This is a genomic window from Mesorhizobium sp. M1143 (genome assembly GCF_040318435.1).
Lineage (GTDB): Bacteria > Pseudomonadota > Alphaproteobacteria > Rhizobiales > Rhizobiaceae > Mesorhizobium.
In genome coordinates, this window is sequence record NZ_JAMYMJ010000002.1 from 1 (window position 1) to 21,877 (window position 21,877).

The 21,877-nt window shown below is 62.7% G+C and carries 18 protein-coding genes and 1 pseudogene; 14 read left to right on the forward strand and 5 right to left on the reverse strand.

What is annotated here, in order from left to right; genetic code table 11:
• From NKH35_RS01800 to NKH35_RS01835, 8 genes and pseudogenes are all read left to right on the forward strand, one after another.
• Positions 1-333: pseudogene (locus NKH35_RS01800) on the forward strand (hypothetical protein); the annotation flags it as partial.
• Between the two features lie 15 nt (positions 334-348).
• Positions 349-1,125, forward strand: coding sequence for a DUF427 domain-containing protein (locus NKH35_RS01805; RefSeq protein WP_352537207.1), 777 nt, complete (start codon positions 349-351; stop codon positions 1,123-1,125).
• A 35-nt stretch (positions 1,126-1,160) separates the two neighbouring features.
• Positions 1,161-2,804: an ABC transporter substrate-binding protein gene (locus tag NKH35_RS01810; protein ID WP_352723082.1), complete on the forward strand. Its 1,644-nt coding sequence runs from the start codon at positions 1,161-1,163 to the stop codon at positions 2,802-2,804.
• Positions 2,805-2,841: 37 nt separating this feature from the next.
• Complete coding sequence (locus tag NKH35_RS01815) at positions 2,842-3,801, forward strand: ABC transporter permease (protein ID WP_352521729.1); 960 nt, start codon at positions 2,842-2,844, stop codon at positions 3,799-3,801.
• Positions 3,798-4,679 (forward strand): ABC transporter permease, encoded by an 882-nt coding sequence (locus NKH35_RS01820; protein WP_023707792.1) that lies wholly within the window; start codon positions 3,798-3,800, stop codon positions 4,677-4,679. Before NKH35_RS01815 ends, NKH35_RS01820 begins: the two co-directional genes overlap by 4 nt.
• A 100-nt stretch (positions 4,680-4,779) precedes the next feature.
• On the forward strand, positions 4,780-5,265 hold the full coding sequence (locus NKH35_RS01825) for a hypothetical protein (RefSeq protein ID WP_023694218.1): 486 nt from the start codon (positions 4,780-4,782) through the stop codon (positions 5,263-5,265).
• 165 nt (positions 5,266-5,430) lie between these two features.
• Complete coding sequence (locus NKH35_RS01830; protein ID WP_352913198.1) at positions 5,431-6,870, forward strand: aldehyde dehydrogenase family protein; 1,440 nt, start codon at positions 5,431-5,433, stop codon at positions 6,868-6,870.
• Positions 6,871-6,885: 15 nt separating this feature from the next.
• A complete protein-coding gene (locus NKH35_RS01835; RefSeq protein ID WP_352913200.1) occupies positions 6,886-7,467 on the forward strand; it encodes a DUF1349 domain-containing protein in 582 nt (193 codons plus the stop codon).
• 9 nt (positions 7,468-7,476) lie between these two features.
• Here the strand turns inward: NKH35_RS01835 and NKH35_RS01840 are convergent, their stop codons facing one another.
• Positions 7,477-8,256, reverse strand: a complete 780-nt coding sequence (locus tag NKH35_RS01840; RefSeq protein ID WP_023806175.1) for a helix-turn-helix transcriptional regulator — start codon at positions 8,254-8,256, stop codon at positions 7,477-7,479.
• A gap of 110 nt (positions 8,257-8,366) precedes the next feature.
• Here NKH35_RS01840 and NKH35_RS01845 point away from each other — a divergent pair, with 110 nt between their 5' ends.
• The 5 genes from NKH35_RS01845 (at position 8,367) to NKH35_RS01865 (ending at position 15,712) form a co-directional block, all read left to right on the forward strand.
• Positions 8,367-10,526 (forward strand): hydantoinase/oxoprolinase family protein, encoded by a 2,160-nt coding sequence (locus NKH35_RS01845; protein ID WP_352812897.1) that lies wholly within the window; start codon positions 8,367-8,369, stop codon positions 10,524-10,526.
• Between the two features lie 12 nt (positions 10,527-10,538).
• Positions 10,539-12,743 (forward strand): hydantoinase B/oxoprolinase family protein, encoded by a 2,205-nt coding sequence (locus NKH35_RS01850; RefSeq protein ID WP_352913203.1) that lies wholly within the window; start codon positions 10,539-10,541, stop codon positions 12,741-12,743.
• On the forward strand, positions 12,740-13,225 hold the full coding sequence (locus NKH35_RS01855) for an acetone carboxylase subunit gamma (protein WP_023668821.1): 486 nt from the start codon (positions 12,740-12,742) through the stop codon (positions 13,223-13,225). The genes NKH35_RS01850 and NKH35_RS01855 overlap by 4 nt, the downstream gene beginning before the upstream one ends.
• A 101-nt stretch (positions 13,226-13,326) precedes the next feature.
• Entirely contained in the window at positions 13,327-14,154 is an 828-nt protein-coding gene (locus NKH35_RS01860) for an SDR family NAD(P)-dependent oxidoreductase (protein ID WP_352913205.1), read from the forward strand.
• Positions 14,155-14,428: 274 nt separating this feature from the next.
• Positions 14,429-15,712, forward strand: coding sequence for an O-antigen ligase family protein (locus tag NKH35_RS01865; RefSeq protein ID WP_023806171.1), 1,284 nt, complete (start codon positions 14,429-14,431; stop codon positions 15,710-15,712).
• Between the two features lie 10 nt (positions 15,713-15,722).
• Here NKH35_RS01865 and NKH35_RS01870 read toward each other — a convergent pair whose 3' ends face one another.
• From NKH35_RS01870 to NKH35_RS01880, 3 genes are all read right to left on the reverse strand, one after another.
• On the reverse strand, positions 15,723-16,814 hold the full coding sequence (locus NKH35_RS01870) for an acyltransferase family protein (RefSeq protein WP_352913207.1): 1,092 nt from the start codon (positions 16,812-16,814) through the stop codon (positions 15,723-15,725).
• Positions 16,815-16,991: 177 nt separating this feature from the next.
• Positions 16,992-18,215: a polysaccharide biosynthesis/export family protein gene (locus tag NKH35_RS01875; protein WP_023689979.1), complete on the reverse strand. Its 1,224-nt coding sequence runs from the start codon at positions 18,213-18,215 to the stop codon at positions 16,992-16,994.
• A 218-nt stretch (positions 18,216-18,433) separates the two neighbouring features.
• Positions 18,434-19,111, reverse strand: a complete 678-nt coding sequence (locus NKH35_RS01880) for a sugar transferase (RefSeq protein ID WP_023668816.1) — start codon at positions 19,109-19,111, stop codon at positions 18,434-18,436.
• A gap of 606 nt (positions 19,112-19,717) precedes the next feature.
• Here NKH35_RS01880 and NKH35_RS01885 point away from each other — a divergent pair.
• The gene (locus NKH35_RS01885; protein WP_023668815.1) at positions 19,718-19,990 is read left to right on the forward strand and encodes an exopolysaccharide production repressor protein; all 273 of its coding nucleotides are present in this window, start codon (positions 19,718-19,720) and stop codon (positions 19,988-19,990) included.
• Positions 19,991-20,037: 47 nt separating this feature from the next.
• Here the strand turns inward: NKH35_RS01885 and NKH35_RS01890 are convergent, their stop codons facing one another.
• On the reverse strand, positions 20,038-21,873 hold the full coding sequence (locus NKH35_RS01890; protein ID WP_352670857.1) for an ABC transporter ATP-binding protein: 1,836 nt from the start codon (positions 21,871-21,873) through the stop codon (positions 20,038-20,040).
• Positions 21,874-21,877 lie beyond the last annotated feature (4 nt).

The window sequence follows — 21,877 nt, forward strand, 5'->3', positions numbered from 1 at the left end:
ATTGATTCCCCAACCAACCCCCCCCCGCGGCGCGTGCGCGGCGGCAAGTGGCCAAACTGGGTTTGGGGGCCTCCGGGCGGCGCCACACCGAACCAGATCGCCGATCAGCTGCAGGACTGGTTCGAGGCAGGTGCCGCCGACGGCTTCAACCTGATGTTCCCGCTGCTCCCGGAGGATTGGGTGAATTTTGCCGAGCAGGTCGTGCCGGAACTGCAGCGCCGCGGCGTATTCCCCACCGAATATGCGCCGGGGACGCTGCGTGATCGTTTCGGCCTGGCTCGGCCGGCCAACCGCTTCGCCGAACAGCGCGACAATGTGCGCGCCGTATCCTGACTTGGGGCAACTGATATGACCGCAGCGCCAAAACTTCAGCCCCGCGAAGCCACGGCTCCGCAGCTCATCAATGTTCTGCACAGCCCCAAGCGCATTCGGGTCAAATTCGCCGGCCGCACCATCGCCGACAGCCGCAACGTCCTGGTGCTGCGCTCCAACCATTTTCTGCCGATCTATTTCTTCCCGGCCTCCTCGGTAGACCGCTCGCTCTTGAAGCCGTCCGAGCATCGCCAGCCGCATCCAGTCGGCGGCGAAACCACCTATTGGGACCTGGAGACGGGATCGAAAGCTTCTCCCAATGCGGCCTGGTCGTTTGTCGCGCCGCCGGATGAAAGCCTGTCGCCACTGGCCGGCCGCATCGCCTTCACCTGGAAAGCGGTCGACCAATGGTTCGAGGAGGAGGAAGAAGTCTTCGTCCACGCCCGCGATCCATACGCACGCATCGATGTGCTGCAGAGTTCAAGTCACGTCCAGATCTGGTTCGACGGCGAACTGATCGCCGACAGCCATCGCCCGGTGCTGCTGTTCGAAACGCATCTACCGACGCGTTTCTACCTGCACCCGGACGATGTCAGGCTCGACCGGCTGACCGCTTCGGACAGCACGACGCGCTGTCCCTACAAGGGCATAGCCTCCTACTGGTCGGGCCGGCGCGCCGACGGCTCGGTAAGCCCCGATGTCGCCTGGAGCTACCGCGATCCCATTGCCGAAATGCCCAAGATCAGGGGCCTCATCGCCTTTTACCCGCAAGCCGTCGACCGCATCCATCTCGACGGCGAACCAGTCGCTTAAGCCATTCAACAGTCATTTCAGACAGGGGTTTCAAAATGACCAAACGCAACGACATCGATACGCTTCGCAATCTGTCCGGCGACATCTGGAACGTCGCCGTCGATGAGCACCAGTCCGGCTTCCTCAAGCGCCGCGATCTGCTGAAATACGCAGTCTTGATCGGCCTCACCGGCTTTGCCGCCTCGCAGGGACTTGCTGGTTTCGGCACGGCGCGCGCTGCCGGCGCCGGCGGCACGGTCCGCGTTGGGCTCGGACAGCCGACCAAGGCGATCGATCCCGTCTCCATCACCGATCCGGCCAGCATCGGCGTCATCAGCCAGGTCGGCGAATATCTCATCCTCGACGATCCCAAGGACGGTCTGCAGCCCAAGCTCGCTCTGTCGTGGGAGGCCGACGAGACCGCCAGCCGCTGGACCTTCAAATTGCGGCCGGGCGTGAAATTCCACGACGGCCGCACCGTCACCGCCAAGGATGTGGTGGCGAGCTTCGAGCGGCTGGTCGATCCGGCCAGCGGTTCGTCCGCTTTGTCTGCCTATAAGGGCATCCTGTCCAAGGGCGGCGCCAAGGTCGTCGACGACCAGACAGTCGCCTTCGATCTCGACGGGCCCAACAGCAACTTCCCCTTCTATGTCTCCTCCGACGTCTACAACGCCGTAATACTGCCGGCCGACTATGCCGGCGATTTCGAGAAGAATTTCAACGGCACCGGCCCGTTCAAGCTCGAATCCTTCCGCCCCAAGCAGGGCGCCAGCTTCGTGCGCAACCCTGACTATTGGGGCGACAAGGCGCTGCCCGACCGCGTCGAGATCAAGTTCTTCGACGACGAGCAGGCGCAGGTGCTGGCGCTGCAGGCCGGCCAGCTCGACGTCATCCCGAGCACGACCCGGCTGGAATTGGCGATCGAGGGCAATCCCAACTTCAAGCTGCTCAGCGTGCAGGCAAGTTCGCATGACGAGGTGCATCTGCGGACCGACCAGGCGCCGTTCACCGACAAGCGCATTCGCCGCGCCTTGGCGCTCACCATCGACCGCGAGGCGGTGGTCAAGGGCTTGCTCAAGGGCCGCGCCATTGTCGGCAACGACACCCCGTTCGCGCCGATCTTCCCCTCGGCCGATCCGTCGGTGCCGCAGCGCAAGCAGGACATCGCCGAGGCCAAGCGCCTGCTTGGCGAAGCCGGCGTGCCGAACGGCTTCCCGGTGACGCTGACCACCGAGCGCGCCTATGACATTCCCGATTATGCCGTGCTGATCCAGAATTTTGCCAAGAAGGCCGGCATCGACATCAAACTCAACGTGCTGCCGCAGGACGCCTATTATGGCTCGGCGAAGTTCGGCTCGTCGCCATGGCTCGATTCCAATCTCGGGATCACCGATTTCGGCCATCGCGGCACGCCCGACATCTTCCTCAATGCGACGCTGAAGAGTTCGGGCGCCTGGAACGCGGCGCATTTCAACAACCCGGCCTATGACGGGTTGCTGCTCGAATACGGCAAGGCCCGCGACCTTCAGGCGCAACGCCTTGCCGCGGGCAAGATCCAGACCTTGCTGCTGGACGAGACGCCGCTGATCATCAGCTACTTCTCGCAATACAGCCGCATCGTCTCGTCCAAGGTCGAGGGCGTCCGCTTCACGGCGATCTCGCATCTGCTGCTCGATCGCGTGACGTTCGCCCAGGCATGATTGCGAGACGTCCAGCCACTCCGGGCACTAAAATCCGATGCTGACCGGCCGCACTGTGTCGGTGCGGGCAGCCTCGCTTCTGCTCACGCTGTGGCTGGTCAGCATGCTGGTGTTCTTCGCCGGGCAGGTTCTGCCCGGCGATGTCGGTCGCCTCATGCTCGGGCCGTTCGCCGATGCCGAGGCCGTCGCGGCGCTGAACAGGCAGCTCGGCGCCGACCAGCCGGTGCTCGTGCAATACTGGCACTGGTTCAGCAGCGTGCTGTCAGGCGACTTCGGCACCTCCCTGTCGTTGCGTTTGCCGGTGGCGCCCTTCGTTCTGGAAAGCCTCAAGCGCTCGGCGGCCCTTGCCGGAATTATCCTCGTCTTTCTGTTGCCGCTGGGCATCGGCGCCGGGATCGTCGCCGGTCTCAACCAGGGCCGCTTTATCGACCGCCTGATCGTACTCGCCGGCGTGTCCTTCGGCATCGTCCCGGACTTCGTCTCCGGCCTGCTGTTGCTCATCGTCTTCGGCCTGTGGCTGAACTGGTTCCCGATCACCGGCGCTGCTCCCGATGGCGCCGGGCTGTGGGTCAGTGGCTATTATCTGATCCTGCCGGCGCTGCCGCTGGTGCTGAACCTTGCCGGCTACATCACCCGCATGACGCGGGCCGGTGTGATCGAGGCGCTGGCCGCCGACTATACGCGCACCGCCGTCCTGAAAGGCCTTGAGCGTCGCGAAATCCTCATCCGGCACGTGCTGCGTAATGCGCTGACGCCGACCATCGCCGTGCTGGCGACGCAGACCGGTTACATGCTTGGCGGGCTGGTGGTGATCGAAGCGCTGTTCGGCATACAGGGTCTCGGCAATCTGGTGCTCAACGCCGCCAAGTCGCGTGACTTCCCGATGCTCGAAGCCGGCGTGCTGGTCATGGCGACCATCTTCGTGCTGTCGGCCGCGGCAGGCGATCTCGTGAATGCCTTGCTCGATCCGCGGCAGCGCCGCCGTGTTTCGCCATGATGGAACTGATGGAATTGCCGGAGCGCCGTACGCTGGGCTGGCGGGCAGCAAGTCGCATCCGCGAGACTGTTTCGCAGCTGCCGCCCTCGGTGATCGTTGGATCGCTGATCCTGCTGTTCTGGGTCGGCTGCGCCGTGTTAGGCAGCCTGTTTGTGCCCTACGATCCCTATGCCGAGGATTTCCTCGTCATGCTGGCGCCGCCTGATGCCGCGCACTGGTTCGGCACCGACCAACTTGGCCGCGACGTGCTGTCGCGCATCGTCGTTGGCTCGCGTGACATCCTGCTGGTCGCGCCGGCAGCAACACTGCTCGGCGTTGCCGCCGGCAGCGTGCTTGGCCTCGTGCTCGGCTATTTCGACGGGCTGATCGACGCCATCGGCGCCAGGCTGCTCGACACGCTGATGGCCTTTCCCTTCATCGTCCTCGTCACCATGGCGCTGGTCGCGCTTGGGCCATCGAACCTCACCGTCATCCTTGTGATCGGCATCGCCTATGCCCCGCTGGTGGCACGGACGGTGCGTGCCGCCGTGCGCGAGCAGCGCGAACGCGACTATGTCAGCGCCGCTCGTCTCGGCGGCGAGAGCGCTCTTTCCATCATGTTCCTCGAGATCCTGCCTAATGTCAGGGAAACCATCCTCATCGAGCTGGTCACAAGGCTTGGCTACGCCTTCTTTTCGATCGCCACGCTGAGCTTCCTCGGCCTCGGCATCCAGCCTCCCTCAGCCGATTGGGGACTGGCGGTCGCCGACGGCTACGGCTTCCTGACCGGCGGCAAATGGTGGGTGGTGATCTTCAACTCCGCAGCCATCGTTTCGCTTGTCATGGCAACCAATCTGATCGCGCAAGGCATGGGGGCCTTCGAAAACAGCGACCGGTGAAGAGCGGAACGCTCAGCAAAGCTGACGCGCAATCGCGGACCGTGCGCTAAAATCGTTCCTCGTGATTCGGCTCGGACAGGGCCTCAAAGCAAGGAACGGCATGAGCAAGGCCCTCATTACATTCGCATTGGTCGCGGTGCTCACCGCATTGCTCATGGCGCTCAGCCTGGCGGTCGCCAGGCACGGCTATCCCTATGGCGCGATCGGGGTGAGGCGGCTGGACGGCATCGCCGATGCCGGGTCGTTCCTGCCACTCGCCGCCGTCTATTTTTTCGGCGCCATGCTGATGATGATCCTGCCGATCCGCGCCGCCGGCATCGTCTTGACCCATGCTGCGGATGCGCTGTTCTGGGCGGTGATTGCCCTGTTCGCCACAATTGTCGGCTGTCTCGTCGCCCGCTGGGCTTTCGGCCAGAGCAGCGTGCTGTGGGCGCTCCTGAACTGGCGTTTCCTGTTCGCCGCGGCCATCGTTGGCAGCCATTTCACCATGAACGAGCTGCGCCGCAACATCCTGCTCAGGAGCTTGTTCTTCGTCATCTTCGCCGCGGCGACGCTGGCTTGCCTGTTCTGGACTTTTCCGACCTGACAGGGCCGCTTCATATTGTCCATCTTGAGGTCGCGGCTTTCATAGCCGCGCGCCATCGGCTATCCAGTCCGCAGCTAGATTTCAGCCCTCACAGTGTCGTCATTTGTCTGATAAATAATTCAGGCATACGGCACCCCCAGCGAACCAATACAAGGAAACCGCGACATGAGCCTGTTTCGTAAAAATCTGATCGATGGCGAGTGGGTGGGCGAGGCCGGCTCGCGCAACATCAATCCCTCGAACACGGGCGATGTCGTTGGCGAATATGCCTCGGCCGGCGCCGAGCAGGCAAAGCAGGCCATCGCGGCGGCCAAAGCCGCCTTTCCGGCTTGGTCGCGTTCGGCGCCGCTGGTGCGCCACGCCGTGCTGAAAAAGGCGTCGGACGAGATCATGGCGCGCAAGGACGAGATCGGCCGCGCCCTGTCGCGCGAAGAGGGCAAGACGCTGGCCGAGGGCATTGGCGAGACCATCCGCGCCGCCCAGATCTTCGACTTCTTCGCCGGCGAGACGCTGCGCCTGTCGGGTGAATTGGTGCCCAGCGTGCGCCCGGGCGTCGGGGTCGAGATCACCCGCGAAGCCGTCGGCGTGGTAGGCATCATCACCCCGTGGAATTTCCCGATCGCCATCCCCACCTGGAAAATCGCGCCGGCACTCGCGTATGGCAACACCATCGTCTTCAAGCCGGCCGAACTCGTCCCCGAAAGCGCCTGGAGCATTGTCGACATCCTGCACCGCGCCGGCCTGCCGAAAGGCGTGCTCAACCTGGTCATGGGCAAGGGCTCGGTGGTCGGCCAGGCCATGCTCGACAGCCCCGACCTCAACGCCATCACCTTCACCGGCTCGGTCGGCACCGGCAAACGCGTGGCCGCGGCAAGCGTCGAGCACATGCGCAAGTTCCAGCTCGAAATGGGCGGCAAGAACCCGATGGTTGTGCTCGACGACGCCGACCTCGCCACGGCTGTCGAGTGCGCCATCAACGGCGCCTATTTCTCGACCGGCCAGCGCTGCACGGCATCGTCGCGCCTGGTGGTGACCGAAGGCATTCACGACCGCTTCGTTGCCGCGCTCAAGGAGCGCCTGGAAAAGCTCGTCATCGGCGATGCGCTCGATGCCAAGACCCAGATCGGGCCCGTCGTCGATGCGAGCCAGCTGAAGCAGGACGAGGACTATATCGCCATCGGCAGCCAGGAAGGCGCCAACCTCGCCTTCGGCGGCGAGCGGCTGGACCGCGAAACACCCGGCTTCTATCTCAGGCCGGCGCTGTTCACCGAGAGCACCAACGCCATGCGCATTTCGCGGGAAGAAATCTTCGGGCCGGTCGCCAACGTCATTCGCGTCAAGGACTATGACGAGGCGCTTGCGGTTGCCAATGACACCCCCTTCGGCCTGACCTCCGGCATCTGCACCTCTAGCCTCAAGCATGCCACGCATTTCCGGCGCAATTCCGAGGCCGGCATGGTGATGGTCAATCTGCCGACCGCCGGCGTCGATTTCCACGTCCCGTTCGGTGGCCGCAAGGGATCGAGCTACGGCCCGCGCGAGCAGGGCCGCTATGCCGCGGAGTTCTACACTACGGTGAAGACAGCCTACACCTTTGCCGGCTGATCGACGGGTGCACCGATGACAGCGGCGAAAGAGGAACTGACCTGGCTCAACCCGCCGCCGCACCATGCTTTCGGTAACGGCATCGTGCATGTGCGCACCGGCGGGGAAACCGACTTCTGGCGCGAAACCTTTTACGGCTTCTGGCGTGACAATGGCCATTTCCTCTATCGCCCGGTTGAGGGTGACTTCAGCGCCGAAGTCACCGTCAAGGGCGACTACAAGGTGCTCTACGACCAGGCCGGGCTGATGCTGCGGCTGAGTGAAACGCACTGGATCAAGGCCGGCATCGAATACACCGACGGGCTGGCTTACTTTTCGGTGGTGGTCACCAACGACACCTCGGACTGGTCGCTGCTCAGCATTCCCACCGGCCCCGACGGCGTGCGCATCCGGCTGACCCGCCATGCCGAGGCGATCCGCATCCAATATCTTGATACCACCGATGGCAAGTGGAAGCCGGTGCGGCTGGCTTATTTCCCGATCTCCAAATCCGTCGATGTCGGCGTGATGTGCTGCTCGCCGCAGCGCGAAGGGTTTGAGGTAACATTCTCCGGCTTTACTGTCGGCCCGCCGATTTCCAGGCAGTTGCACGACTGAGGGCGATACCTAGCCGTCCGCGCGGTGCTGGAAGAACTGTAAAAACAGTTCTCTTTCGGTGGTGATGTCGAGCTTCTCATAGATGCGGCGGCGGTGGTTCTTCACCGTGCCAACGGTGATGCCGAGCCGCTCGGCGATGTTGGCGGTCGGGTGACCCGCGAGGATCAGCTGCACCAGTTCGCGCTCGCGCAAGGAAAGCTCCGGCCACAGGCTCGCAGGAATAGTCGGCTCTTGCCGGGGCGAGGCGCCGGGGCCGGTCGGCGCCGATGTGCGGGAGAATTCCGTCCCCCGCGCCTCAATGTCGAGTGCATGCAGCGCCTCAAACACCGGCAGCCGCTCGTCCAGCAGGGCGATCTCGCTCTCCTTGAAGGTGGAGGTCGAGCGGTCGAGGAAGATGCCGAGGCACCAGTCGCCGCCATCGGCCAGCATGATGCCGACCTCGTCGCAGATTTCCGACTGCGCCAGGAAGCCCGCTATGTACTGGCCGCGCTTGGCCTCGTCGTCGGCAAGCCGCTTCAGCGGCAGGATGCCCAGCCGGCGTTCACGCCGCCACGAGGCATAGAACGGGTCGAAGACGTAGTAATTGTCGAGATAGCGCCGGACCATCTCGTCGGAGAAGCGCCGGTGCTTGATGAATTCCGGCGTCTGCGTCGCCGAATATCGGGTCACGGTGACGAGATCGTGCTCGATATCGGCGCCGATCAGGTCAATCAGGCAGTCGACATGCCTGTCCGTACCGGTGGCGGCAATCGCCCTGGCGAGCGGCCCCCAGATATTGCCCATGCGCATGCCCTTTTCTCGGCGATCCCGGTCCGGCGGACATTGTGTCTTTTGGCATATGGCGCAAGGCCGCCCAAGGAATCTAGCTTGAGCCATCCTACAGCAATCCTGAGGCGACCGTGACCCAACCCAACCTCACCAGCCCCATCGTCGGCAATCCAATCGTCATCGGCATCGACGCCGGCGGCACCATGACCGACACGATCCTTGTCGACCAGGACGGCCACTTCAAGATCGGCAAGTCGGCAACCACGCCGAAGAACGAGGCCGAAGGCTTCCTCGCATCGGCCGAAGACGCGGCCGACGCCTGGGGCATCTCGCTGGAGCAGCTGTTCTCCGGCGTCAACGTCGTGCTCTATTCCGGCACCGGCATGCTCAATACACTGTTGTCGCGCACCGGGCGCCGGCTTGGCCTGATCACCACCAAGGGTCTGGAAGACATGATCCTGATGGGTCGCGGCCTGCAGGCCTGGGCCGACTATTCCTATGCCGACCGGCTGCATGCGGTGACCCACCATCATCCCGATCCGCTGGTGCCGCGCCGTCGCACCCATGGCGTCACCGAGCGCATCGACCAGTTCGGCGACATCGTGCTGCCGCTCTACGACCATGAGGTCTCGGCTGCGGCCAAAAAGCTGATCGCCGACAAGGTCGAAGCGATCTGCATCATGACCATCTTCTCGCACGTCAATCCGGTGCACGAAAAGCGCATCGCCGAGATCTGCCGCGAGGAGGTGCTGAAAGCCGGCGCCGACATCCTCATCTACACCAGCCACGAGGTCCGCCCGGTCATCCGCGAACAGTCGCGGCTGAACTCGGTGCTGATCGAAGCCTACGCGACGTCGCGCGGCCGCAAGCAGCTCAAGAGCATCGAGGACGTTTCGAAAAAATACGGCTTCAAATACGGCGTGCAGACGCTGCTGTCCTTTGGCGGCCTGACCTCGATCAACCATCCGCGCCTGCACGAAACCATGATTTCCGGCCCGATCGGCGGTATTCTCGGCGCGGCCTATGTCGGCAAGCTGATCGGCAACGACTCGCTGATCTGCTCGGACATGGGCGGCACCTCCTTCGACATGGGCGTCATCTCGCGCGGCCAGACGCGGATCGAGAACGAGCCGCTGATGGACCGTTTCAAGCTCAACGTGCCGACGCTGCATCTCGACACGATCGGCGCCGGCGCCGGCATGATCCTCAAGGTCGACCCGCTGACCAAGAAGGTCTCGCTCGGGCCGGAAAGTGCCGGATCCGATCCCGGCCCCATCTGCTTTGCCAAGGGCGGCACCGAACCCACCATCGCCGATTGCGACGCCATCCTCGGGCGCCTCAACCCCTATTATTTCCTCGGCGGCAAGGTCGTCTTGCACGTCGAGAAGGCGCGCAAAGCGTTTGAGGAAAAATGCTCCAGCATCCTTGGCGTCGGGGTCGAGGAGGCTGCCGAAGGCATGATCGACATGCTGGAAGCCGATGCCAACAACGCGCTGCGCCGGGTCATTTCCGGCCAGGGCATCCATCCCTCGGAATTCACGCTGCTGTCCTATGGCGGCTCGGGTCCGCTGCATCTGGCCGGCTGCTCCAGGGGCATCGGCTTCAAGGACATCATCACCTTCCAGTTTGCCGCCGCCTTCTCGGCCTTCGGCTGCACCACCGCCGATTTCATGCGTCGGCATTCGGTCTCGACGCAGCACGACATCGGCGCCCGCGCAAGCGATGACGAGCTGCTCGCTTTCGGCAAGAAGGTCACCGACGTCTGGAATGATCTCACCAAGGCGGCGGTCGACGAGATGATCAGCGACGGCCATATCAGAGACAAGATCAAGACCGTGCCGTTCCTGATGATGCGCTACACCGGCCAGCTCGAGGATGTCGAGGTCATGGCACCGCTTGCCGAGGTCAATTCGGCTGACGACATGCGTAGGTTCATCGACGAGTTCGAGGCGGTCTACGCCAAGGTCAACCATCGCGTTTCGCGCTATGGCGAAGCCGGCTTCACCATCACCGAGCTCGGATTGATCGCCACCGCCGACAAGGTCAAGCCGGTGCTCTTGAAGCGCCCGCTCGGCAAGTCGGCCCCGGCAGCAGCGCACAAGGGCGTGCGCGAGGCCTATATCGGGGGACGCTGGCACAAGGCCAATCTCTACGAGATGGACCTACTGCAGCCCGGCCATGAGGTGATCGGTCCGGCCATCATCGAACATCCCGCCACCACGCTCGTTGTTCATCCGCAGGACCGTGTCCACGTCGATGAGTGGACGCTGCTGCATTACACCCATTCTTGAAAGGGCACCGCCATGTTGGACAGACCTGCCTCGGCCCTGCGCCTTCGCGAACGGCTGCTCGATTCAGAACGGCTGATGGAAGAGACCGGCTGCTATGACGGCATCACCGAGCTCACGCTACGCAACCAGGACCCGCTGAAATTCGAGACGCTGCACACCAAGCTGCGCGCCTATTGCGTCTCGGCCCGCGAAATGGCCCGCCGCATCTCGGCCTCGCCCGGCGTGCGCGAAGTCGGCGAAATGGTGGTGGCGATCTATACGCCCGAGGGCGATGCGATCGCGCTGTCCAACGGCATCATGGTCCACGTCCACACGATGAGCCGCTTCATCAAATGGATGATCAAGAACAATTACGAGGAAAACCCGAAGATCCGCGAAGGCGACATCTTTGCCAACAACGATGCCTTCATCGGCACCGTGCAGGTGCCCGACGTCATGGACGTGGTGCCGATCTTCCATCAAGGCACGCTGGTCGGCTGGGCCGGTGCGGTCTGCCACGAGCTCGAAGCCGGCGGCATCACGCCCGGCGGCGACGTCTGCTTGGCGCAGGAGCGCTTCACCGAAGGCCTGTTCGTCTGCGCCGAGAAGATCGGCGAGAATGACGAGATCCGCCGCGACTACGTCATCCGCTGCGAGCGCAATCTACGCATGCCGATCTACTGGGTGCTCGACGAGAAGGCCAAGGTCGCCTCCTGCATCGACATGCGCGAAAGCGTCAAGCAGCTGATCTCCGAGATCGGCCTCGACTACTGGATGAAGGTGTCGAAGGAGTTCATCGAGGAGGGCCGTCGCGCCCAGCTCGCCCGCACCCGCCAGCTCACCGTGCCCGGCATCTATCGCGGCCACACCTTCTATGGCCATGTCACGGCGGGCAAGCCCGGCTTCCAGCTGCTTGGCGATCCCGACTGGCTCTACAACATCCCGATCGAGATGGAGATCACCACCGACGGCAAGATCACCATGGACTTCGAGGGCACGCAGCCCTGGGGCTACCATTCGATGAACTGCACGCCGGCCGGCATGGATGGAGGCATGTTCGTCACCTTGACCCAGCACATGAATTTCGAGGGCCTGGTCAATGACGGCGCCTGGATGGCGACCGAGCTGAAGCTGCCGCACGGCACCTGGACCAACCCCGACAATGAGATGGTGGCGACCGCCACATCCTGGGCGCTGCTGCTGCCGGCCTATGGCGTGTTCCAGCGCCTTTTGTCGCGCGGCTTCGTCGCGCGCGGCTTCGTCGAGGAAGCCTTCGTCGGCCAGGTCAACAGCCCGATGATCGAGATGGGCGGCGAAAGCCAGTACGGCACGCCGTTCGGCATGGCGCATTTCGAATGCGCCGCCGCCGGCTCCGGCGCGCTTGCCATCGCCGATGGCCTCGACACCGCCTATGTCGGCTGGAATCCGGAATCCGACATGGGCAACATTGAGGTCTGGGAACAGTCGATGCCGATGGTCTATATCGGCCGCTCGATCATGCCCAATTCGGGCGGCGCCGGCAAATATCGCGGCGGCTGTTCCTTCGTCTCGACCTGGCTGATCAACAAGACCTCGCACCTGCGACTGCACACCTCGGAACACTCCTCGCGGGTATTCGACAATGGCGGCATGTGCGGCGGTTATCCCGCGCCGACCTGCCAGAAGCATCGCGCGGTGCGCAACTCCAACATCCACGAACTGGCGGCAAAAGGCGAACCGCTCGCGCATGCCCCAGGTATCGATCCGCATGTCTCCGACTACGAGAAGAACATCGGCGGCGACCATGCCGTGGTCGAAGGCCCCTACATCACCTCGCCGCACAAGTCGGGGGACATCTTCAGCCATTCCTACAATGGTGGCGGCGGCTACGGCGACGTGCTGGAGCGCGATCCGGTCAAGACCGCCCGGGATGTCGAGAACGGTTTTCTCACCCGCCAGGCGGCGATCCAGATTTTCGGCATCGTGCTGAAGGACGACGCCGAGGGTTATCCGGTTGCCGATATCGACGCCACCGTCGAACGTCGTGCCGCCATGCGCAGAGAGCGTCTGGCCAAGGCGATCCCGGTTCCGGACTGGATCGCTGCCGAACGCGGCCGTGTCGAGAAGGCCGACTTCGCGCCCGAGGTGAAGAAAATGTATGCCAGCGCGATCAAGCTATCGTCGCGCTTCACCAGGGATTTCAGTGATTTCTGGACCGTCGACGCCAGATCGATCTTCATGCCGGGAGCAAAGCCATGACCTCATACAGCAAGGAAGTCCTCGGCGATCTCTCAGCCGGCAAGCTGCCCTGGCCGCAGACAAAGCGCATCATGAGCGCCTACAAGGACGACGACCGCTTCTTCAAGATGCTCGCCGTCTATCAGGACCGTGTCGCATGGAAGGACCCGATCCTGCTGCCGGTCTCGGATCACCTCTTCATCTGCCAAAGCGGCGATGAACGGATCACCCGCTGCGAATGCGGCCACTCCTTCGGCGACTACCGCAAGAACTGGAAGCTCAAGGCTGCGATCAACGTGCGAAACACCGAGGAAGCGCTGCGCGAGATCTATCCCAACAGCGATATCCCCGATCCGCAATGGATGGAAATTCGCGAATTCATCTGTCCACAATGCGGCACCATGCACGAAGTGGAAGCGGCGGCGCCGGGCTACCCGATCGTCCATGATTTCGAGCCAGATCTCGAAGGCTTCTACCGCGAGTGGCTGGGCAAACCGCTTTAGCGAAACTCGATGTTACGGCCGCGTTGCCGGCAAGGTAGCGCTCCTAGCCGGCGACGGACTATGAATAAACGCATCGTACGTCGCATCGGAGACTGCCCACCATGACAGACCTTTCCGGCCGCAGCGCCATCGTCACCGGCGGGTTTTCCGGCATGGGTTTCGCCATTGCTACGGCCCTGGCGCAAGCCGGCGCCAATGTCGCCGTCGGCTCCTACATCGCGCCCGCCGGCTCCGACAGATCCGACGCCGCCTACTATCCCGGCGCCGATGAACTCGAGGGCGTGCGGTTGGCCCTGTCGGCACACGGCACCAGGGTTTGTGCCGCCCATCTCGATGTCCGCGACAGCGAGGTGACCAACCGGTTTGCAGCCGACGTGCAGGCCGCCATCGGCCCGGCCGACATACTGGTCAATGCCGCGGGCACCACCGCCGAACAGCCGGTCTGCGGCCATTCCGACGCGCTGTGGGACAAGATCGTCGACACCAATCTCAGCGGAGCGTTCCGCGTCACGCGAGCTGTGCTGCCCGGCATGATCGAGCGCGGCTGGGGCCGTATCGTCAACATCGGCTCGACGGCGGCTTCCGTCGGCTGGAAGGACAACCCGGCCTACTGCGCCTCGAAGGCCGGGCTGCTCGGCCTTACCCGCTGTGTAGCGCTGGAAGGCGCCGCGCACGGTGTCACTTGCGTCATGATCAGCCCGACCTGGGTCGAGACCGAACTGATGCGCCGCAACGTGGCGCAGGTCGTCGAGCGTGAGGGCAAGGGCAGAACCGCCGAGGAAGCGATGGCCGAGATCGCCAAGGGCAATCCCCAGCAGCGCATGCTGCAGCCGCAGGAAATCGCGGCTCTAGCCGTGTTCCTGTGCTCGGATCTGGCCAAGGGCATCACCATGGAAAACATCCAGGTCACCGGCGGAGCGCTGTGGTAGCGGCCACAGTTTGAATTTTCGAACGAGCGAGCCGCATTAACGCCATTTGTCGGTTGCATGGTCGCTTTGGCCCTGCCTGCGCAACTTTACCCCTCGCGGCAAATTTACCATTGAGTGACAGGCGATAGAGGTTATATTGTGCACTGCACAATGGATGCCCGCTGATCGGGGTCCGGCAAGGGCAGGTTCCGGCGATCGCGCATGACGCAGAAAAGCCGACCATGGGCGCTTCAGCCCAGCCGAAAGGCGGCAGCATGAGAAATCCGGTACGGATATGAAGATCCCGAAAGCCATTCTGATCGATCCGGACAACAACAAGGCCTATGCCGCCTTCGCCGTTGCGGTGTCGGTCTTTGCCTTCGCCTACTCCACCAATTTCGGCCAGATCCTGATCCTCGCCTACTATCTGGTATGGCTGCCGCTGCTGTTCGTCGATTACCGGCGTTTCGCCCGCGATCTCTCCAGCGCCTGGCTGCCGCTGCTGTTTGCGGCCTATGTCTGCCTGTCGCTGTTCTGGTCACAAGCGGCCGGCACCAGCGCGCGGGCGGGGCTGCAATATTTCTCCCACATGCTGTGCGCCTACATCGCGGCGCGCACCATCAGCACGCGCACGCTGGTGCTGGGCTCGCTGATCGGCATCTTCATCGTGCTGCTGTATTCGCTGAAGGTTGGCGCCTATGCGCTCGACACTATCGACGGCACCACCAATTTCGTCGGCGCCTTCGGCTCCAAGAACCAGATCGGCTTCTTCGCCTCGCTCGGCATCTTCTTCTGCTTCGCTTTTCTGGCCTTCTACCGGCGCAACTGGATGAGCTTCGTCTGGACCGCGCCGATCATCCTGCTGTCGGTCTATATGCTGGCGATCGCCCACTCGGCGACGTCGGTCGCTTCGCTTCCGGCGGTGATCGGTGTCGTTGCCTTGCTTGCCATGAGCAAGGTTCTGTCACGCCGCTACCGCCGCGTGCTGTTCGTCGTCGGCGCTACCGCGCTGGTCGGCGGTGTGATGGCTGCGCTGAACCTTGGCCTGCTCGATGTCGTGCTCGGCATCTTCGGCAAGGATTCGACGCTGACCGGCCGCACCTATCTCTGGGAACAGGGCTGGGCCGCCGCGCAGCAGCGTCCGGTGCTCGGTTATGGCTATGCCGCCTACTGGATCCAGGGTTTTGCCGATCCGGAACGGCTCTGGGCCGAGTTCTACATCTCCACCCGCACCGGCTTCCATTTCCACAACACCTATATCGAGACGCTGGTCGAGCTCGGCTTCATCGGCGTGACGATGCTGGCGCTGATCATCCTGCGCTCCTTCTGGGGCCATGTTTCGAAGGTGGTGTTCGGTGACTGGAGCGCCGATTCAGTGGTGCTCGCCGGCGCGGTCGGCATGATGCTGATCCGCTCCTTCTTCGAGGTCGAGATCCTCGGCCCCTATTTCATGGCCTCGTTCATCGTCTATTACGGCCTGTTCAAGCTGCGCCCGGTGCCGCTCGCCAGGGCAAGGCGGGCCTATGTTCCGGTGCCGGACGAGAACACCGCCAACGGCCGCATGCCGGCGCGCGTCTGACTTGCTTATCTCACGCGACGGCGCGCTTGCGCAGCATCAGCCGCTGCAGGAAGCGGCGCAACGGCTCGTCATAGAGGCGCGTGGCGATGTCGGCGATGACGATGACGGAAACCGCCATGACGATGCCGAACCAGGGATGATGCGCGAACGGGTCGATCGCTGCGGCCTTGCCCGCCCCGGCGATGATCATCAGCAGCGGCGTGTGGATGATGTAGATTGGGTAGGAAATCCGCCCCAGCCAGCCATAGAGGCCTGACAGGCGCGGCGCCGTCGGCGCAATAGTGCCGACCACCACCAGCGCCGGGAAAACAAAGACGACGCAGGCGAGATCGTAGGCGACGCGCGCGCCGCCGGCCGGCGCGATGGCAAAGACGACGAGCGTCAGTGCGATCGCGGCCTCTATCCACCAGCCGCGCCGCAGAAAGCCGAGCCCGCTTTGATAGCGTGTCATGGACCGGCAAAGCAGCACGCCCAGGAAGAACGAGAAACAGACGCGCGGCAGGCCGCTGATGATGGTCGATCCGGTCATGCCGAAGTCGAGGGTGCCGGCAATGATAGAGACGACCACCAGCAACACCAGACTGACGGCAATGAGCGTGCTCAGCACGCGTTTCGTCAGCAGGAAGAAGACGGCGACATAGGCTATGTTGACGATCAGCTCGAAGAACAGCGACCACGACGCGGGGTTGAGCGGAAAGATCGTGTGATAGGCATCGCTGACCAGCGGGATGAAGAACATGCCGGTCGTCAGCATGGTGCCGATCTCGGAGATCGGCATGTATTCCGCCGGAATCAGCCGGTTCTTGACGACGAGATAGAAGAAACCGAGCAGCGTGCCGGCGAGGTAGAGCGGGTACAGGCGTATCAGGCGGATCGCCACGAACGTGCCGAAGCCCATGCCGTTTTCGATCTTGCGGTCATAGGCATGCGCGATGACGAAGCCGCTGAGCAGGAAGAACAGGTCAACCGCCAGATAGCTCGACGGCAGCACCTTGCCGGCGGCCAGGAACGGCGAGAAGTGGTAGAGCATGACGCTGATCGCCGCGACGCCGCGGATGGCATCGAGATTGAGGTAGACGTGGCGCGGTGCGGCGGGCTGCATGGAATGCCTTCAAGCGGTCGAAAAACGGAAGTTCCCGCCCGCACCCTGGCGCGAACGAGCCGAACTGGTTCCTCCCGCCTCCATCGCGCGGGCCTCGCCGAGCGAGCCCGAGCGATAGAGCAATTCCGGGAAAAGTGGGAAACGGTTTTCCGTCCGGAATTGCTCCAAACAAACAGGTTACTGGCTGGCCGTCGGCGCCAGCTTCACCTTGATGACGTCGCCCGGCAGCACCGGCGTATCTTCCTTGGCGTCGATCTCGCTGGTCTTGCCGTCGGTCACGCGCACCAGCGAATAGATGAGCGCCGGCCCTTCATTGTTGTTTGTGATGGCGGCGGTCGTGGCCGGGTCCGATGCCTGGGCCATCAGGCCCTGTTGCATGTTGACCCTGAGTGCGGCTTCGTTGAGGTCTGCTTCGACCTGCTGCCGGTCGGCGGCAAGTCTCGAGTTCAACGTGTTCTGGGCATCGATGGCATCCTGCGTCGCCTTGCTGACCGACTGCTTGGCGGTGAGGATCGCCGTCTCATAGTCCAGGATCTTGCCCTGCAGATCGGTGACCGACTGTTGCGAGGAAAGCAGGCGTGCGTTGGCGACCAGGCCCTTTTGCGCCAGCGGACCGATACTGTCCGCCTGCTGCTGCGCCAAGTCGACCTGTTTTTGCTGGTTGACGATCTTTTTCTGCAGCGCCTCGATTTCGGACTGCAGGACCCCTTTCAGATCGTCAAGCGCCTGCAGCTTCAGCTTCAACGCTTTCTGGTCGGAGATCAGGATCTGCATTTCGTCGGAGACGATTGTCGCCAGGCGCGGGTCGCCCTCGACTTCCTTAGGCGCCTCGAAACTCTCCTTGCCGGCGAGATCGGCATCGAGGCGGGCACGCTTGACGATCAACCGCACGCGCTGGTCGTCATAAATGTCGAAATTGCCCTTGGCGGTGATCAGGTCCTTGCCGAGCTGGGTGCTCAAATCGGCGTTGCGCCGGATGCCGCCGGCGATGCTGATCGCCTTGAGCACGGTCAGCTCCGGCACATAGGGAAACTGGCCAGGCGTCTGGATCTCGCCCGAGATGTAGAACGGCCGGAACTGCACCATTTCCACCGAGGCTTCCGGCTTGTCCGACAAGGCAAGCTTGCGCTGCAGGGCGACGCTGATCGCGGCCGCAACTTCTGAAGTGGTCTTGCCGGCGGCCGGCAGTTCGCCGACGAACGGCACCGACAAATTGCCGGCTGGACCGACCGAATATTCGCCGTTTACCGCCGACCAGTCACGGAACGTGCCTTCCACCGTCTGCCACTCGGCGACGCGGATGTTGAGCTTGTCCTGCGAGCCGAGCCGGTACTCGTCGGCCATGGCTGGAACCGCGAGCGACAGAGCGAGGCACGTGGCAACGAGCCGTGCCGGCCGCATCGGGCCGGCAAGGCGAAAATACGCTGATATGTCTGTTTTCAACTGAACGTTTCCGATCCGTTTTGGCCCCATCCGCCCGATAGGCCTGCTGCCGAGTGCCTCCTTCGGAACCTGGCAGAATACTATGGCTGCAATGCGAGACCGGCCCATCACCGAATAGCTTTGGACCGGATTGGCTTCGGGCCGTACCGGCCCGATTGCTGACCAGTTGCGGTCGGTCAGTAGGAACCGCGCGACATCCACACCGCGGGCACGGTCTTGAGGATGATGCGAACGTCTTCGAACAGCGACCAGTTCTCGACATAGTGACGGTCGAACGCGACGCGACTGTCATAGGAGACATCGTTGCGTCCGCTGACCTGCCAAAGCCCGGTCAGGCCCGGCCGCGACTTCAAATAATAGACCGCGGCGCTGCCGTAGATCTCAAGCTCGTCGCGCACCACCGGGCGAGGCCCGACAAGGCTCATGTCGCCCTGCAGGATGTTGATGATCTGCGGCAGCTCGTCGAGGCTGAGCTTGCGCAGAACGGCGCCGACGCGGGTGACGCGCGGATCGTTCTTCAGCTTGCGGGTCGCGATCCATTCGGCGTTGGCTTCCGGATTGGCCGCGAGATAGGCGGCCAGCACACGTTCGCCGTCTTCGACCATGGTGCGGAACTTGAGGCAGGGGAAAATCCGCCCACCGCGTCCGATGCGCTTGTGGCCGTAGAAGATCGAGCCGCCGTCGGAAAGCTTGACCAGAAGGGCCACCATCAGGAACAGCGGGCTAAGCGCCACCAGGCCGACAAGTGAACCGAAAATATCGAAACTGCGCTTCAGCAGCCCGCCGATGGGTGGCGGAAAATCTACGCCGACATGCGAAAATGCCGCATTGGCCGACTTGGCAACGTCCCTCATGCAAAAGCTCCATACGTTGAACGGATGGTTTATGCCACGATACCAAAAAAATGCTGCAGCGCAACACACAATTTCCCATATGGCTGAAATAGTCACGTCAGGAATTGACTAAATAATAAACCCTCCTTGCCCAAATTTTGCCCTTTATGGCGGGTTTGTGACGAATAATTAGCAACCGTAGGAAATGTAATGCCTTTTTTCGGCGGGTTTTGGGCAAATCGTCCTTTGCCGCAGAGGGAACGGCTTTAACTGATTTTCGAATCACTGGCTTTGCTAAATTAATCAAGTAAAATACTAATCAACATTGCAGATTCTACTGTAGTATAAAGCGCATGACGAGTTAGGTCACCACCCCTGCGTGTGCATCGCAGCATGGCGGAGTCCAAGCCGCCGCCAAGCCGAAAATTATTGCTGGTTGCCCTTGCCGTCAGTTTCGCGCCTTAATAGAGTCGCAAATTATTCCTGATAGAGTCTGGATGGGTTGGGAAGGCCGGAAGCAACCGGCCGAAAAGAGCAGCTAAATAAGCTCGCATGGCGAATGGGGAGATACTCGGGTGGGTAAGTCATCGCTTTTGCATGCTCGGGCCGGTTGACGGGCCGCCGAACATGTCATTACCAAAATTCGTCATTGGAATGGTTTTCGCCCTCGCGATCGTGGTCGCGTGGTCCTATGTCGACGGCGCGACGGTCACCACAACGGTGCTTCGCGTCATCGGCTGCGCTGTCCTCATCCAAATCGGTTATTTCCTGCTGGTGTATGTGATGATCGCCAGGAGCGCGCCGACATCGGCCGACAGGGCTCGCGACGCCGAAAGAAGCCTCGGCGCCGACAAGGCGGTTGAAGGCGAGAAGCTCTCGGCGAGGCGCAGCGTGCATTGAACAGTCTGAAGCCGCAAGGTCGGCCTCGGATCATCTTGCAGCCGGACTCAGCCTGCTTCGGCCGGCTCGGGTTCCGATTGCTCGCCTGAAAGCATTTTCGACAGGCGGCTGCCGGCCTTCGCTTTCAACCTCTGATATTGCCCCACTTCGACGATTCGTCCGTTTTCGACTGCAACCACCCAGTCGGCGAAGGCGATCATCGATGGCCTGTGCGCAATGGTCAGGATCGTCATCGATCCGCGCAAGCCGTCGATCGATTTGGCGATCAGGGACTGGTTCTGCCAGTCGAGCGCGCTGGTCGCCTCGTCGAGAATGAGCAGCGAAGGTTTGCGCAGCAGCGCGCGCGCCAGCGCGATGCGCTGGCGTTCGCCGCCCGAGAGCCGGACGCCGCGGTCGCCGACCACCGTGTCGAGCCGCAACTCCAGCCGCTCGACGAAGTCGGCGCCATGCGCAGCGCGCAGTGCAGTCCACAGCTCCGCGTCACTGGCTTGCGGCGCGGCAAGGCGCAGATTGGCGGCGATCGTATCGTGCAGCAGGAACACGTCTTGCGGCACATACGCCACCTGGTCGCGCCAGCGCCGGCGGTTGGCGGCGCCGATCTCGACGCCATCGGCCAGGATTTTGCCCTCGCTCGGTTCGAGCAGGCCAAGCAGCATGTCGGCAAGCGTGCTCTTGCCCGAGCCTGACGGACCGATCAGCGCCGTTACCTTGCCGGCGGGAAGGCCAAACGTCACATCGCTCACCACCGGCTTGCCGCCGGCCTCATAGGCAAAGGAGACGTTGCGGATGTTGAGCCCGACATCGAGCGACAGCTTGGCATCCGATTCGAGGTTTGCCGGCTCGCTTTCGGCATCGAAACGCGCCTGCATGTCGCGCATCGAGGCATAGGCCGGCAGGTTAATCAGCACCTGCTGCGCCTGCATCTGCATGTCCATGAAACGCGGCGCGATGCGCATAAACACCAGAAGCAAGACTACGATCTCGGCCAGTGAGAGGTTGAAGCGGACCAGGGCGACATAGATGAACAGGCTCAGACCAATGACGCTGGCGACCTGGAACAGCGCGGTGCCGATGGTGCTGTTGCGCACATAGTTGATGTTGTCGGCCTTCATCTTCTCCAGCGTCGCGCGAAGCTGCGCGTAATAGGTCGCCTCGACATTCAGGCTCTTGGCCACCTTGATGCCGCCGAGGAACTCCGAGACCGTTCGGTACTGCTCCTGGCGATTGCTGGTCAAGACCCGGCCGAAGGCGCTGGCTCGTGCCCGAAACGGCTGCAGTGCCAGGAAGGTGACGATGCCGACGACAATGGCAAACGCCGTCATCACTGGCGAAATGAACAGCGAGACAACGAGATAACCCGCCAGAAGCACGGCGATCTGCACCAGCATCAGCAGCGAGAACGCCGCCGACTGCACGCGGTCGATATCGCCGGTCAGCGCATGGTCGAGATCGGAGCTGCGCATGCGCGCGAATATCCCCCACCGCGCCTTGCCGATGCTCTCGAACAGGTTCATGCGCAGGCGATTGATGAAGTCGAGCAGCAGTCGCGCCATGTAGACGGATTTATAGCGGTTGAACGCTGCCTGCAGCGCGACAAGCCCGACCAGCAGGCAAAGCACCGTGGTCAATTGCAGCGTTCCGTCCGGAGCCAGCCAGCGCACCCAGTCGCGGTCAGGCAGTCTGACGGCGAAATTCTGCTCGGGTCGCCCGACCAGATGCAGCAGCGGCACCAGAAGCAGGATCGAGATGCCTTCGGTCAGGCTTCCCAGGATCAGGAACAGCAATGCCGTCAAGGTCCTGCGCCCGCCGATCCGGGCCATGGCGGCGCCGAAGCCGACGACATCGCGGTAAAACGAAAAGCGCAGGATCTGCGATGCGGCCATGTCA